The 15,142-nt window shown below is 66.4% G+C and carries 12 protein-coding genes; 4 read left to right on the top strand and 8 right to left on the bottom strand.

Annotated features, from left to right (window positions below):
* Positions 1 to 8 precede the first annotated feature (8 nt).
* Positions 9 to 824 (bottom strand): arylamine N-acetyltransferase, encoded by an 816-nt coding sequence (locus tag BBTA_RS06430; protein WP_012041639.1) that lies wholly within the window; start codon positions 822 to 824, stop codon positions 9 to 11.
* A 134-nt stretch (positions 825 to 958) separates the two neighbouring features.
* Positions 959 to 1,960, bottom strand: a complete 1,002-nt coding sequence (locus BBTA_RS06425) for an SIS domain-containing protein (RefSeq protein ID WP_012041638.1) — start codon at positions 1,958 to 1,960, stop codon at positions 959 to 961.
* Between the two features lie 185 nt (positions 1,961 to 2,145).
* Here BBTA_RS06425 and BBTA_RS06420 point away from each other — a divergent pair, with 185 nt between their 5' ends.
* The gene (locus BBTA_RS06420) at positions 2,146 to 3,852 is read left to right on the top strand and encodes an outer membrane beta-barrel protein (RefSeq protein WP_012041637.1); all 1,707 of its coding nucleotides are present in this window, start codon (positions 2,146 to 2,148) and stop codon (positions 3,850 to 3,852) included.
* A gap of 141 nt (positions 3,853 to 3,993) precedes the next feature.
* On the opposite strand, the gene BBTA_RS06415 is transcribed toward BBTA_RS06420, so the two are convergent.
* The 3 genes from BBTA_RS06415 to hemH all read right to left on the bottom strand — a co-directional run bounded on the left by BBTA_RS06415 (position 3,994) and on the right by hemH (position 6,705).
* Positions 3,994 to 4,440 (bottom strand): NfeD family protein, encoded by a 447-nt coding sequence (locus BBTA_RS06415; RefSeq protein WP_012041636.1) that lies wholly within the window; start codon positions 4,438 to 4,440, stop codon positions 3,994 to 3,996.
* A gap of 14 nt (positions 4,441 to 4,454) precedes the next feature.
* Positions 4,455 to 5,459, bottom strand: coding sequence for an SPFH domain-containing protein (locus BBTA_RS06410; protein ID WP_012041635.1), 1,005 nt, complete (start codon positions 5,457 to 5,459; stop codon positions 4,455 to 4,457).
* A 190-nt stretch (positions 5,460 to 5,649) separates the two neighbouring features.
* A complete protein-coding gene (gene hemH, locus BBTA_RS06405) occupies positions 5,650 to 6,705 on the bottom strand; it encodes a ferrochelatase (protein ID WP_012041634.1) in 1,056 nt (351 codons plus the stop codon).
* 95 nt (positions 6,706 to 6,800) lie between these two features.
* On the opposite strand from hemH, the gene BBTA_RS06400 reads away from it, so the two are divergent.
* From BBTA_RS06400 to BBTA_RS06390, 3 genes are all read left to right on the top strand, one after another.
* On the top strand, positions 6,801 to 7,208 hold the full coding sequence (locus BBTA_RS06400; protein ID WP_012041633.1) for an MAPEG family protein: 408 nt from the start codon (positions 6,801 to 6,803) through the stop codon (positions 7,206 to 7,208).
* A 212-nt stretch (positions 7,209 to 7,420) separates the two neighbouring features.
* A complete protein-coding gene (gene shc, locus BBTA_RS06395; protein WP_012041632.1) occupies positions 7,421 to 9,475 on the top strand; it encodes a squalene--hopene cyclase in 2,055 nt (684 codons plus the stop codon).
* A 285-nt stretch (positions 9,476 to 9,760) separates the two neighbouring features.
* Positions 9,761 to 10,642, top strand: coding sequence for a GyrI-like domain-containing protein (locus BBTA_RS06390; protein WP_012041631.1), 882 nt, complete (start codon positions 9,761 to 9,763; stop codon positions 10,640 to 10,642).
* Positions 10,643 to 11,071: 429 nt separating this feature from the next.
* Here BBTA_RS06390 and BBTA_RS06385 read toward each other — a convergent pair whose 3' ends face one another.
* From BBTA_RS06385 to BBTA_RS06375, 3 genes are read right to left on the bottom strand one after another with little or no spacing between them, the layout of a single operon-like run.
* On the bottom strand, positions 11,072 to 12,292 hold the full coding sequence (locus BBTA_RS06385) for a nickel/cobalt transporter (protein WP_012041630.1): 1,221 nt from the start codon (positions 12,290 to 12,292) through the stop codon (positions 11,072 to 11,074).
* Positions 12,289 to 12,924 (bottom strand): DUF1007 family protein, encoded by a 636-nt coding sequence (locus BBTA_RS06380; protein ID WP_012041629.1) that lies wholly within the window; start codon positions 12,922 to 12,924, stop codon positions 12,289 to 12,291. The genes BBTA_RS06385 and BBTA_RS06380 overlap by 4 nt, the downstream gene beginning before the upstream one ends.
* An 18-nt stretch (positions 12,925 to 12,942) precedes the next feature.
* Complete coding sequence (locus BBTA_RS06375; protein WP_012041628.1) at positions 12,943 to 15,024, bottom strand: M3 family metallopeptidase; 2,082 nt, start codon at positions 15,022 to 15,024, stop codon at positions 12,943 to 12,945.
* Positions 15,025 to 15,142: the final 118 nt, after the last annotated feature.

Here is a 15,142-nt window from a genome sequence, read left to right as displayed (position 1 = left end):
TCGTTCCGTCAGCTTTCGATCCGAGCCCAGATCATGTCCGCCGGCACCGGAAGCGTCAAACCAAACAGCTCGTCGATGACACGGTGCAGCGCCTCCGGCGATTCGACGATGCGCTCGCTCCTCACCTCGCCGTCACGCGCCTCGATGACGAGGCGGCGGTTGACCAGCCGGTAGCGCGCATCGCGCCTCAACCGCTCCAGCACCAGCATCGAGGTGAACGGCGTGAACGGGCTGGTCGAGGTGTACCAGTTGCTGAGCACGTAGTCGGCGTGGACCTGCGGCGCGAGGTCGAACACATACATCATGCGCCAGCCAGCCGGCTGCCTGGCCGCGAGCCAGTACAAATCATCCTTCAGCGTCAGGCGGAACGTGCCCATCAGGGTCGGCTGTTCGATGTCGGGCACCATCCGCAACGGCGTATCGAGCAGGCAGGAGCCGAAGCCGACATCGGCGATGTGCGGCCCCTCCGGCAGGTCGACCTTGAGCATCATGTGCGTGCGGGGCGTCAGCGGTGCATCCGCGTCGAGCCGCCAGCGCACCCGCGCCGACAGTGGCGTGACGGCAAAGCCGATCGCCTCCAGCGCGGCCTTCAGCAGCGCGTTCTGCTCGAAGCAATAGCCGCCGCGGCGGCCGTCGACGATCTTGGCCTGGACCGCAGCGAGATCGATGTTGACGGGCCGGCCGAGCAACGGATCGATGCCTTCGAACGCGATCGCATCGACATGCGCCGCCTGCAATGCGGCGAGCGTCTCGAAGGTCGGCGCCAGCGGCCCGCGATAGCCGATCCGGGCGAGATATTTGTCGAGGTTAAAATCGGAGGACATCTTGAGGAAACTTCCAACGGCCTAAGGCACGACATCGATCACTCGTTATTGCGAGCGCAGCGGAGCAACCCAGGGCTCAGCGGGGACTTTGGATTGCTTCGTCGCTGCGCGCCTCGCAATGACGGCAAGTGAGATCACGCCACTCCGGCCCGCAGCAGATCATGCATGTGCAGGATGCCGACCGGTTTCGCGCCGTCGGTGACGATCAGGGTGGTGATCTTGGCGGAGTTCAGGATCTCCAGCGCCTCGGAGGCGAGCGCCTCGCGGCCGACGGTGCGCGGGTTCGCGGTCATGATCTCGTCGACCGTGACCGACAGCAGATCCGCGCGCATCTTCCGGCGGAGATCGCCGTCGGTGATGATGCCGGCAACATGGCCGCGGCCGTCGACGATGACGACGCAGCCGAGTCCCTTGGCTGACATCTCGGCCAGCGCATCGGCCATGCCGGTGCCGAGCGGCTTCAGCGGCACCGCGTCCCCCGAGCGCATCAGGTCGGAGATGTGCTTGAGCATGGCGCCGAGCTTGCCGCCCGGATGGAAATTGGCGAATTCCAGCGCGGTGAAGCCGCGGCCTTCGAGCAGCGCGATCGCCAGCGCGTCGCCGATCGCGGCCTGCATCAGGGTCGAGGTGGTCGGCGCCAGATTGTGCGGACAGGCCTCGCGCGCCTTCGGCAGCTCCAGCACGATGCGCGCCGCCTGCCCGAGCGAGGATTGCGCGTTCGAGGTGATGGCGATCATCGGGATCGCAAAGCGCTTGGTGTAGTTGACCAAGGTCTTCATCTCCGGCTGCTCGCCGGACCAGGACAGCGCGATGACGACGTCATCCGAGGTGATCATGCCGAGATCGCCATGGCCGGCCTCGGCGGAATGGACGAAGAAGGCCGGCGTACCGGTCGAGGCCAGGGTCGCGGCCATCTTGCGGGCGACGTGGCCCGACTTGCCGAGCCCGGTCAGGATCGCACGGCCCTTGGCTTGCCGAATCAGCGCGACGGCGGCGGCGAAGGCCGCGCCCAGCGGTCCATGCAATGCCGCAGAGATCGCGGCAATGCCGTTGCTGCCGGCGTCGAGCGTCCGCAGCGCCGATTGAATGTCCGCATTGGCGGGAGGGGCTTCGGTCAACGGCTTCGATCTCGGCATTCGCGCTTCCAAGGCTCAGATTCCAAGGCTCAGACAATCAAGCGCCGCTCTTTAGCATGGGTAAGGCCGCGAGGCGTCATCAACAGCCCATTAACCATATTTGTTTTTACTCTCTTAACGACGGGGTTTGCCGACGGCGCCCGGCCGCTCGGCTAAATATTTGATTTGTTGGGGTTTTGGAAATCGTGGGGTGGAGCCCTGACAGCGGCCGCGCGGCGCGCGCGCGGCGATGGCGCGACGCCTCGGCCGCATGCGTGCTGCTCGCTGCCCTCGGCGGCGGCCCGGCTCAGGCGCAGACCATCGACGCGCTTCGCCCCGTTCGCGACGGCTTTCTGGCCCCGCAGGATTCGCCGCTGCGGCGGACCGTCGTGAGCGGGTTGTCCGATGCCGCTCCGACGGTCGGCGTCGACACCCCCATTTCGGCCAGCTCCCCGCCGCGGCAGACCGGCGGGCCACTGCCCGGCAGACCCGCCGCCAGCGGAGCGGCCGACACCGGCTATGATTCGCTCAACCGGACCCGCAAGAAGCCGCGCTACTACCCCGCGCAGCCCCGGCCCAAGCCGCCGCCGGGACCCGGCACGCGCCCATCCGGCGAGCTGACCGGACAATTGCGCCCGACGCTGCCGCCGTCGGCTTCGGCCAACAAGCCGCCGATCCCCGCCGCCATGGCCGGCACAGTGCCTGGCCAGCCGCCGCGCAAGCGACTGAAGATCGATGACGACCCGTTCGGCGCCGTCGGCGACTATGCCGGCCCGTTCCTGGTCAAGGGCGCGGTCGAGCTCTCGGCAGGCTATGACAGCAATCCCGCTCGGCTCGGCAATCCGCGCGGCATGCCGGCCTGGATGATCGCGCCGGAATTCCTGGCGGTGTCCAACTGGGAGCGCCACGCCCTGGTCGCCGACCTGCGCGGCTCCTTCACCGGCTATGGCAGCACGCTGCCGGCGCGGCTCGATGGCGGCGTCAATCCGGCGCCGACCACGCTCGACCGCCCCGATTTCACCGGCCATCTCGATGGCCGCCTCGACGTCAGCCGCGATACCTCGGTCGGCGCCCAGTTGCGGCTGCGCGCGGCCACCGACAATCCCGGCAGCCCCAACGTGCAGGCGGGGCTGGCGCGCTATCCGGTCGCCACCACGCTGGGCACCACGATCGGCATCGACCAGCGCTTCAACCGCCTCCAGATCTCCACCGGCGCAACCGCCGATCGCACCAGCTATCAGCAGAGCAAGCTGACCGACGGCTCGGCCACGTCGAACGACGACCGCAACTTCAACCAGTATGGCGGCATCGGCCGGGTGTCCTACGAGGTAATGCCCGGCCTGAAGCCGTTCGCCGAGATCCAGGGCGACAGCCGCGTGCATGACCAGCGATTCGATCGCGCCGGGTATCAGCGCGATTCTGCGGGCGGCACCGCCAAGGCCGGCAGCTCGTTCGAATTCACGCGGTTGCTCACCGGCGAACTCTCGATCGGCTATGCGACGCGCAGCTATGTCGACCCGCGGCTCAACCGGCTGCAGGGTTTTCTGACGTCGGCCTCCTTGGTGTGGTCGGCGACGCCGCTGACCACGGCGCGCTTCCTCTCGGACACGCAGCTCGCCGAGACCACCGTGGCCGGCGCCTCCGGCGTGCTGGTGCGCACCTACACCGTGCAAGTCGACCACGACTTCCGGCGCTGGCTGACCGGCATCGGCAAATTCAGCTTCGGCACGCTCGATTATCAAGGCTATGGCCGCAGCGACCGCACCTATTCGGCCGAAGGCAACCTCGTCTACAAGATGACGCGCAGCCTCTGGGTCAAGGGCTCGCTGCGCTATGACAAGCTCGACTCCAACATCACAGGTGCCGGCTCATCGGGCACCGTGGTGATGCTGGGCGTCAGGCTGCAGAACTAATCCCCCTGCTCTCCCCCCGTCATTGCGAGAAGCGAAGCGACGAAGCCATCCAGGGCTGCGCGTGCGCCTCTGGATTGCGTCGCTGCGCTCGCAATGACGCGGTGAGACTGCGGGCTTAAACATCCGTCGTCGCCCGCAGCACTACGCCGCCGTCACCGTCAGATGCGCGCCGTCGGCCTGCACGATGCGGACGCGGCTGCCAGCCGGCGCGTCGGGGCCGGCGACGCGCCACACCGTGTCGTCGATGCGGACGGTGCCGTTGCCGTCGATGATCGGCTTCTCCAAGGTGAACTCGCGCCCGACCAGCGCAGCGGAGCGGCGGTTCAGATAGGGATTGTCGCTGGCCGCCGCGGCACCGGTTCGCGCCAGCCGCCGCCATAGCGGCACGGCGGCGATGGCGAACAGCGCGAACATCAGGATCTGCAGCTGCCATCCCGGCGCAAAGGCGAACGACAGCAGGCCGACCAGGAGCGCGGCGAGCCCGAGCCAGAACAGGAAGACGCCCGGCGCCAGCAGCTCCAGCGCCATCAGGATGATGCCGAAGATCAGCCAGTTCCAGGTGCCGAGCGTGACGAACATGTCGCTCATGGTGACCTCCTGCGTCAGGCCTGCGGCGGGACCGGCGGCTTCGGCGGCGTGCCGGCCGACGGCACCGAGCCGCCGCTGCGGCGCGCGGCCACGGCCGAGGCCGCACTCTCGCCGAACGTCGCCTTGGCGATCTCGCCGATGCCGGCGAGCGAGGCCAGCATGCCCGTCGCCTCGAGCGGCAGCATGATCACCTTCTGGTTCGGCGAGTCGGCGAGCTGGCCGAACGCCTTGATGTATTTGTCGGCGATGAAGTAGTTCAGCGCGGCGACGTCGCCTTTCGAGATCGCTTCCGACACCATCTGCGTCGCCTTGGCCTCGGCCTGTGCCGCGCGCTCGCGCGCCTCGGCGTCGAGGAACGCCGACTGGCGGCGGCCTTCCGCCTGCAGGATCTGGCTCTGCTTGGCACCTTCCGCGCGCAGGATCTCGGACTGACGCTGGCCCTCGGCCTGCAGGATGTCGGCGCGCTTGACGCGCTCGGCCTTCATCTGCCGGCCCATCGCCTCGACGAGATCGGCCGGCGGCACGATGTCCTTGATCTCGATGCGGTTGACCTTGAGCCCCCACGGCGACACCGCGGCGTCGACGACGCGCAGCAGCCGCTCATTGATCTCGTCGCGATGCGACAGCACCTGGTCGAGATCCATCGAGCCCATCACCGAGCGGATGTTGGTCATGGTCAGCGTGATGATGGCCTGGTTGAGGTTGGCGACCTCGTAGCTCGCTTTCGCCGCGTCGAACACCTGGTAGAAGGCGACGCCGTCGACCGTCACCGTGGCATTGTCCTTGGTGATGACCTCCTGCTCCGGGATGTCGATCACCTGCTCCATCATGTTGATCTTGCGCCCGATGCGATCAAAATAGGGCACGATGATGTTGAGGCCCGGCGACAGGGTGCGGGTGTATTTGCCGAACCGCTCGACGGTCCAGTCGAACCCCTGCGGCACGGTCTTCACGCCGGAATAGAGAGTGAAGATGGCCAGCAGCACCAGCGCTATGGCGAAAATGTCGAAACCGCTCATGGATCCTCCAAGGAAGGAGACGGTCGTCTCCTCACCAGCCTCTGCAGCAATCACAATCTGGGGATTGCTACACGATTTTGTCGGGGGTCCGATGGGCGCGGTTCAGGAACTTATTTTCGTGGCGGCGGCGCGCATTCATCTTGCGCCGACCTGCAAGCTGACCTAGCAGGCCAACAAGACCATGGCTGGCTCAGAGCCAGCCCTGCAACTCGCGCAGGACGAGCTGCCGCAGCACCTCCATGCCGGGGGCGCTGTCGTTCAGGCAGGGCACGGCGGAGAATTCCTCGCCGCCATTATGCTTAAAGATCTCACAATTCTCGCCGGAGATTTCCTCCAGGGTTTCGAGACAATCGGCGGCGAAGCCCGGCATCACCACTGCGATGCGCTTGACGCCGTCCTTGGCGAGCTTCTCGATGGTCTTGTCGGTGTAGGGCTGCAGCCACTCCGAGAAGCCGAAGCGCGACTGGAAGGTCAGGAGCAGCTTGGTGTCGTCCATGCCGAGCCGCTTGCGCAGCAGCTCGGTGGTGGCGACGCACTGCTCGCGATAGGGATCGCCCTTGTCGACATATTCCTTGGGCATGCCGTGGAACGAGGCCACGATCAGCTCGGGCTTGTAGGACAGGGTCTTGAGATGCTCCTCGATCGAGACGGCGAGCGCCTCGATGTAGAAATCGTCGTTGTAATAAGGCGGCGTCACCCGCAGCGTCGGCTGGGCGCGCAGCTCGGTCAGCACGCGGAACGCCTCATCGCACACGGTCGCGGAGGTCGCAGCCGAATATTGCGGATACAGCGGCACCACCAGGATGCGGTCGCAGCCCTTGGCCATCAGACCATCGACGCCGGCCTTGATCGAGGGATTGCCGTAGCGCATCGCCCAGTCGACGATCACATGGCTGCGATCAGCGAGCGCGGCGGACAGCTTCTCGCTCTGTGCGCGGGTGATGGTCTTCAGCGGCGATTCGTTCTTCTCGGTGTTCCAGATCGACTGGTAGTCCTTGGCCTTCTTGCGCGGCCGGACGTTGAGGATGATGCCGTTGAGGATGATCTTCCACAGCAGGCCCTGGTCCTCGATCACGCGCCGATCGGACAGGAATTCCTTGAGATAGACGCGGACGCCGGCGGCATCGGCCGTGTCGGGCGTCCCGAGATTGACCAGCAGCACGCCGACGCGCGCGGTGCTCGCTGCCGGCAACGGCAGGGCATTGTCAGGAGACCTGGCATTGTCGAAGGAAATGGCGGCGGTCATGATGCCCGTGACTGGTGAAGGGCGTGGCTTGGCGGCTTGTTTCGACATTGTCAAGATCAGGGCCATTTCACCGATGTCATCGGGCTGGAGGAGCCATGACGATTGCAGAATTGTGCATTTTCGCCAGCGTAATGCTGTACCTGTTAACGATCGCGCCAGTGAAGTGGATCAGCGTCGACGGCGCCGGGCGCTACGATAATGCGCGCCCCCGTGATCCCGCGTTTTATGCCGGCGGCATCCGCGAGCGGGCGCTGGGCGCCCATCAGAACGGCATCGAGGCGTTCCCGTTCTTTGCCGCCGCCGTGCTGCTGGCCGAGTTCCGCGGCGCGCCGCAGAACCTCATCAACGAGCTCTCGGTGCTGTTCCTGATCGTGCGGACCGCCTATGTGCTCACCTATGTCGGCAACCGTCCCTCGCTGCGCTCGATCCTGTGGGCGATCGGCTTTTTGATCACGGTCGCGATCTTCTTCCTGCCCCTGCTCCGCCATGTCCTGCCGCTTTGAGCGAAGCTGCCGCCGGGCGTGCGACGCGTCACATCCGCGTGCCCGGCCGGATGCTAACCACGACCGCCAAAGACCTCTGTCTGTACGCTGTCTGTTTCCTTTTTGATCCGGCCCGCTACGGCCAGTTGATTGGATTTGGCGGCGAAATTCCCTATAGGGCGGGGTGAATTCGACGGCTGTCGCGGCGCTATGAGGCCGCCAGAGGGATTGTGATGACTGTGACCAGCTCGGCCTCCGCGCGTGCGACGCGCGACCCGGGAAATTATCAGACTGCCCTGCAATCGACGGTGCGCGCGGCGGCGGATTGGCTGATCGCCAACCAGAAGCCGGACGGCCATTGGGTCGGCCGCGCCGAGTCCAATGCCTGCATGGAGGCGCAATGGTGCCTCGCGCTGTGGTTCATGGGGCTCGAGGACCATCCGCTGCGCAAGCGCCTGGGCCAGTCGCTGCTCGACAGCCAGCGCCCGGACGGCGCCTGGCAGGTCTATTTCGGCGCCCCCAATGGCGACATCAACGCGACTGTCGAGGCCTATGCCGCGCTCCGCTCGCTGGGCTTCCGCGACGACGAGCCGGCGGTGCGCCGGGCGCGGGAATGGATCGAGGCCAAGGGCGGCCTGCGCAACATCCGCGTCTTCACCCGCTACTGGCTGGCACTGATCGGCGAATGGCCGTGGGAGAAGACACCGAACATCCCGCCGGAGGTGATCTGGTTTCCGCTCTGGTTTCCGTTCTCGATCTACAATTTCGCGCAATGGGCCCGCGCCACCTTGATGCCGATCGCCGTGCTGTCGGCGCGGCGGCCGAGCCGGCCGCTGCCGCCGGAGAACCGCCTCGATGCGCTGTTTCCGCATGGACGGAAGGCGTTCGACTACGAACTGCCGGTCAAGGCCGGCGCCGGCGGCTGGGACAGGTTCTTCCGCGGCGCCGACAAGGTTCTGCACAAGCTGCAGAACCTCGGCAACCGTCTCAATCTCGGCCTGTTCCGCCCGGCGGCCACCAGCCGCGTGCTGGAATGGATGATCCGCCATCAGGATTTCGACGGCGCCTGGGGCGGCATCCAGCCGCCCTGGATCTACGGGCTGATGGCGCTCTATGCCGAAGGCTATCCGCTCAATCATCCCGTGCTCGCAAAGGGCCTCGACGCGCTGAACGATCCCGGCTGGCGCGTCGATGTCGGTGACGCCACCTACATCCAGGCCACCAACAGCCCGGTCTGGGACACGATCCTGACCTTGCTCGCCTTCGACGATGCCGGCGTGCTCGGCGACTATCCCGAGGCCGTCGACAAGGCGGTCGACTGGGTGCTGCAGCGGCAGGTGCGCGTGCCCGGCGACTGGTCGATGAAGCTGCCGCATGTCAAGCCCGGCGGCTGGGCGTTCGAATACGCCAACAACTACTATCCCGACACGGACGACACCGCGGTCGCGCTGATCGCGCTGGCGCCACTGCGCCACGATCCGAAATGGAAGGCCAAAGGGATCGACGAGGCTATCCAGCTCGGTGTCGACTGGCTGATCGGCATGCAGAGCCAGGGCGGCGGCTGGGGCGCGTTCGACAAGGACAACAACCAGAAGATCCTGACCAAGATCCCGTTCTGCGATTATGGCGAGGCGCTCGATCCGCCCTCGGTCGACGTCACCGCCCACATCATCGAGGCGTTCGGCAAGCTCGGCATCTCGCGCAACCATCCGTCGATGGTGCAGGCGCTGGACTATATTCGCCGTGAGCAGGAGCCGAGCGGTCCGTGGTTCGGCCGCTGGGGCGTCAATTACGTCTACGGCACCGGCGCGGTGCTGCCGGCGCTGGCCGCGATCGGCGAGGACATGACCCAGCCCTATATCGGCCGCGCCTGCGACTGGCTGGTTGCCCATCAGCAGGCCGATGGCGGCTGGGGCGAGAGCTGCGCCTCCTACATGGATGTCAGCGCGGTCGGCCGCGGCACCACAACGGCCTCGCAGACCGCCTGGGCGCTGATGGCGCTGCTCGCCGCCAATCGCCCCCAGGACAAGGACGCGATCGAGCGTGGCTGCATGTGGCTGGTCGAGCGCCAGTCGGCCGGCACCTGGGACGAGCCGGAATTCACCGGCACCGGTTTCCCGGGCTACGGCGTCGGCCAGACCATCAAGCTGAACGATCCCGCGCTGTCGCAGCGGCTGATGCAGGGCCCGGAATTGTCCCGCGCCTTCATGCTCCGCTACGGCATGTACCGCCACTACTTCCCGCTGATGGCGCTCGGCCGCGCCCTACGCCCGCAGAGTCATAGCTAGGCGGCGATACTCGCGATCCACCGCCACCGTCATTGCGAGCCATCCCGTCGCGCGCAGCGCGACGGGATGAGCGCAGCAATCCAGAGCCCAAGTGCGCGACTCTGGATTGCTTCGCTTCGCCCACAAAGACGATGGTGGATGCTGCTTGGCCTGTCATTGTCCTGAGCTTCGGATGCACGATCGACAAGCACCACGGTCGTCCCGCCCCCTGGGCAAGATCGCAAGATCGGTCGAGACACGCCCCGCCTGCCTGCGCTTGGGTGCTGTCGCCACGGAGACCAGACGATGACGACGGCGCTTCAGTCCTACCATGCCCGGATGCTGCGGGTGCTGGATCACATCGACCGGCATCTCGACGACGATCTGGACCTGGAGAGGCTGAGCAGCATCGCCGCCTATTCGAAATATCATTTCCACCGGCAGTTCACGGCGACGTTCGGGCTCTCGGTGCATCGCTATGTCCAGCTCGCCCGCATGAAGCGTGCGTCTTACCGGCTCGCCTATGGCGATGACCAGAGCGTCACCGACATCGCGATGGACGCCGGCTACGATGCCCCGGATGCCTTCGCCCGCGCCTTTCGGCAACGGTTCGGGCAGTCGCCGTCTTCGTTCCGGAGAGCACCCGACTGGGAGCCGTGGCTTGCGGCCTTCGGGCCTCTCGACGATGCGAGGAGCAAGCTCATGCAGAAGACCTTCACTTCCGACGACGTGACGATCCGCGAGGTGCCGACCACGCCGGTGGCGATCATGGAGCATCGCGGCGACCCGGCGACGCTCGGCGCCACGATCCAGCGCTTCATCGCCTGGCGGAAAGCCGCCGGCCTGCATCCAAAGACCAACCCGACCTTCAACGTCTGGCGATCCGAGCGGCGCCCCGCCTCACCCGCCGACTACAGCGTGGACCTTTGCGTCGGGACCGACCAGCCGATCGCGGCGGACGGCGAGCCGATCAGGTCCGGCGAGATTCCCGGCGGACGCTGCGCCGTGCTGCGCGTCGTCGGCCACACCGACAATCTCGAGCCCGCCGCGCTCTATCTGTATCGCGACTGGCTTCCGGCCAGCGGCGAGGAAGCCCGTGACTTCCCGATCTATTGCCAGCGACTGAGCTTCTTCCCCGAGGTGCCGGAGCACGAGACGGTGGCGGAGCTGTTCCTGCCGCTGAAGTAGCGCGCGCTGGCCGCAGACGCGGTGCCGTGCGCAAAGCATCGAGAGCAACACTCTCGGCCGTGGATTGCTTCGCTCGCAAATGACGATGTGGCGATGTTTCGTGTGCTGACGCTGCCAAATGTTGTGGATCGACAGCTGCCTTGCCATCCCCCCGCTGTCGTCCCGGCCTTGAGCCGGGACCCATAACCACAGAAGCGGCTTGAGGCAGGCGGGCAACGACCAGTTCGCGCATCACGCCCGCCGCGGCGTATGGGTCCCGGGTCGGCGCCACGACCGCGCCAGCGCGCGCTCATGGCCTGCCCGGGACGACACCATTGGTTTAGCGCGAACTGGACCGCCTCCACCGCTGTCATGCCCCGCCCAGGCCGGGCATCCCGTACGCCGAGGCGATTGTGTGGACCAAGAGCGGAGCTGTGAAGCCCGCGCCGCTCAGAAGCAGGTGGCGCGTTCCGCGGCCATGTAACCCAGCAACAAGCCTGCGCCGAACAGCAGGACGAGGCCGGCGGCGCCGAATTCGAGGCCGCGCATGATCAGGGCGCCGCCGCCCTCGCGGCCGGCGCTGAGACGGCGGGCGACGTCCTTGGCGGCGACAGCGATCACGGCGATGGTCGCGACCGTCACCGCCGTGCCCATGCCCATCAGGATCGTGGCGGCGACGCCGGCCCAGAACATGCCCTGCGCCAAGGCGAAGACCAGCACCAGGATCGCGCCCGAGCAGGGACGGATGCCGGCGGCGAAGATCGCCTGGAAGCCGCGCTGCCAGCCGCCAGGGCCGGCGAGCTCGCTCGGCGCGGGCCCGTGGGAATGACCGCAGCCGCAATCGTCGCCATGGACGTGATCGTGATGGACGTGATGGTGGTGGACATGAGCCTGCGCCACCGCGTGCGCATGATCGTGATGATGATGCCCGTGGTGATCGTGGCCATGATGATCATGACCATGATGATCATGACCATGATGATCATGCCCGTGATGATCATGAAGATGCGCGCGATGCTGATGATCGTGCGCGTGGCCATGGTCATGGGCATGCGCCACGGCAGCAGCGGGTGCGCCGGCCAGCGCGAGCGCGGGGGCCGGCGGCTGCCAGGTGCGCAGGAACGCGGCGCCCTTGACCCAGACCAGACGGGCGCCGAGCAGCGCGATCAGGCCGTAGCTGGCGATCTCCACCACCTTCTCGGCGCTGCACATGGTAGCCGCAGTGGCGTTGAGCAGGACAGCACCGATCCCGACGATCGCGACAGCGACCAGCGCCTGCATCAGGCCCGAGGCGAATGAGAGCACGATGCCGCGCCTGGCCGTCTCCTGATTGGCGACGAGATAGGACGCGATCACCGCCTTGCCGTGGCCGGGCCCGGCCGCATGAAAGATGCCGTAGGCAAACGAGATCGCCAGCAGCCACCACACAGCCGAACCGTCTTGCTTGGCGGAGCGGATCGCTCCCGACATCTGCCGATAGAACTCCGACTGCTTGGCCAGCAGCCAGCCGACGATGCCGCCGACCTGTGGCTCGCCCGCCGGCGCGCCGAATGGGGACTTGGCGAACAGCGCATGCGAGGCGGCGTCGGCGGCCAAGAGCACTGACACGAGCACTGACAGGAGCGCGGCGCAGGTCAGGAGCGGTCGGGCGTAGCTGGGGCGAGGTGTCATTGACATTCCACTGAGATCTTGTTGGCGAAGTTCATTCCGAAATTGGCGTTCGCCCCGCCGCTCAGGAATGTCTGTTCGTTCATCGTCTGCGCGACGGAACCGCCGTCGCTCGGCCGGACCAGGCCGAGCTTGCAGCCGCTCGGCGCGCTCACCAGTTTGACGGGATCCTTCTCCGCCATCTGGAAATCGATGAAATAGCTGGGATCGTACACCTCGACCTGGAGCTGCTTCGGCTTCACCGGCGCCTTCAGCGGCAAGGTGAAGTGCAGGGTCAGCTTGGTGTCCTTGTATTCGAGGTAGTAGTCGACGGGGTCTTCGAGCTTCTGCTTGCGGCCGTCGGCCTTGATGAAGGTGAAGTAGGCATATTCCTTCAGCGACTCGGCGTTGGTCTGCGCCAGCGGCGCCAGCTCCTCGCGGGTGTAGACGCCCTTCTGCTTGGTCTCGAGGCCCTGCAGCGCATAGGTCGCGAACATGTCGTCGAACGTCCAGGCGTGCCGCACGCCGGTCACGGCACCGTCGGCGGCATAAAGCAGCTCGCTGGTCGCGGTGACCCAGACATGCGGATGCGCTTGGGCCGCGCTTGCGCCCACCACGAGCGCAACCACGGCGAGCAGTCTCCGAACAACCACCATCACCTCCTGCCGCCTCTCTCAAGCCGCCTTGGGAACGTCGAGCAGGCCGCGCCGGCGCAGCAGCGCATCCGGCTCGGGCTCCCGGCCGCGGAAGGCGACATAGGCCGCTTCCGGATCGACTGAGCCGCCCGACGAATAGACATTGTCGTGGAGCCGCTTGGCGACCGCGGGGTCGAAGATGTTGCCGGCGTCCTCGAAGGCACCGAAGGCATCCGCATCCATCACCTCCGACCACATGTAGCTGTAATAGCCCGCCGCATAATGGTCTCCCGAGAAGATGTGGCCGAATTGGGTCGGCCGGTGGCGCAACGCGATCTCCTTGGGCATGCCGATCTTCTCCAGCTCGGCCTGCTCGAAGGCGCGCACATCCTTCGAGGCCGCCGCGGGCTGGGTGTGGAACTCCAAATCGATCAGGGCCGAGGAGACGAACTCGACAGTGGCAAAGCCCTGGTTGAAGCGACGCGCCGCCAGGAAGCGGTCGAGCAGGTCCTGCGGCAGCGGCTCGCCGGTCTGGTAATGGCGCGCGAAGGTCTGCAGCACCTCGGGGCGCTCCTGCCAGTGCTCGTAGAGCTGCGACGGCAGCTCGACGAAATCCGTGAAGACCGCGGTGCCCGACAGCGAAGGATAAGTGACGTTGGAGAGGATGCCGTGCAGGCCGTGGCCGAACTCGTGGAACAGGGTGCGGGCTTCGTCCGGCGACAGCAGCGACGGCTGGCCGTCGGCGCCCTTGGCGAAGTTGCAGACGTTGATGATCAAGGGCGCAATGTCGCCGTCGAGCTTCTGCTGGTCGCGCAGCGAGGTCATCCAGGCGCCGGAGCGCTTCGACGGCCGGGCGAAGTAGTCGCCATAGAACAGCGCCTTGTGGCTGCCATCGGCCGCCTTGATCTCCCAGACCCGCACGTCCGGGTGCCAGACCGGGATGTCGCTGCGCTCGGCAAAGGTGATGCCGAACAGCCGCGTGGCGCAGTCGAAGGCGGCCGCGATCATGTTGTCGAGCGACAAATAGGGCTTGATCGCCGCGTCGTCGAAGTTCGCCTTCGCCTGGCGCAGCTTCTCGGCATAATAGCGCCAGTCCCAGGCCTCGAGCCTGAAGTTGCCGCCCTCGGCCGTGATCATCTCCTGCAGCTGGTCGCGGTCGGCCAGCGCCTTGGCGCGGGCCGGCTTCCAGACCCGCTCCAGCAGGCCGCGCACGGCCTCCGGCGTCTTCGCCATCGAGTCCTCCAGCCGATAGGCGGCGAAGTTCGGAAAGCCCATGATCTTGGCGGCTTCCTCGCGCAGCGCCAGGATCTCACCGATGACGGCGTTGTTGTCGTTGGAATTGCCGTTGTCGCCGCGGGCAGTGAACGCTTTGAACACCTTCTCGCGCAGGTCGCGGCGCGCCGAGCTCTGCAGGAAGGGCTCGACCGAGGAGCGCGACAGGGTCACGATCGCCTTGCCTGGCATGCCGCGCTCCTCCGCCGCAGCCTTGGCGGCCGCGATGAAGCTCTCGGAGAGGCCGGCGCGGTCGTCCTCACCGAGCTCCAGGAACCAGTCCTGCTCGTCGCCGAGGACGTGATGGCTGAAGGAGGTGCCGAGCTGGGCGAGCTGCTCGTTGATTTCGGCCATGCGCGCCTTGGCCTCGTCGTTCAGGCCGGCGCCGGCGCGGCGGAAGCGGGTGTAGGTGCGCTCGAGCAGCCGCTGCTCCTCGCTCGTCAGCGTCAGCGTCTTGCGGTTGTCGTAGAGCAGCGCGATGCGGCCAAACAGCACAGCGTTCATCATGATCGGGTTCCAGTGCCGCGCCATCCGCAGCGACACCTCCTTGTCGATCTCCAGGATCGCCGGGTTGGAATGCGCCGAAACGAGGTCGTAGAACACGGCCGCGACCTTCGACAGCAGCTTGCCCGAGCGCTCCAGTGCCGTGATGGTGTTGGCGAAGTCCGGCTCCGCGGGATCGTGGGTCATCGCGGTGATTTCGGCGGTATGATCGGCAAAGGCGCGCTCGAAGGCCGGCAAGAAGTGCTCGGGCCTGATCGCGTCGAAGGGTGGTGTCTGGTGCGGGGTCTCCCAGGCCATCAACAGCGGGTTGGTCTGAGCGTCGATCACAGCGGCGGTGTCTGACATCGGCTGGGGTCCATCCTCTCCCGGAAGTGCGATGCACCCTCATATCATGGAGCCGGTCCTTTTTGGGTCATTTCCCCTTGAAGGGCCGGGCCATTTCGGAGAGATTGCGGCCCCCGAG

Origin of the sequence: Bradyrhizobium sp. BTAi1 (genome assembly GCF_000015165.1) — a bacterium.
Lineage (GTDB): Bacteria > Pseudomonadota > Alphaproteobacteria > Rhizobiales > Xanthobacteraceae > Bradyrhizobium > Bradyrhizobium denitrificans.
The sequence above is the reverse complement of the archived record's forward strand: the minus strand, read 5'-3'. Positions and strand labels throughout refer to the sequence as shown.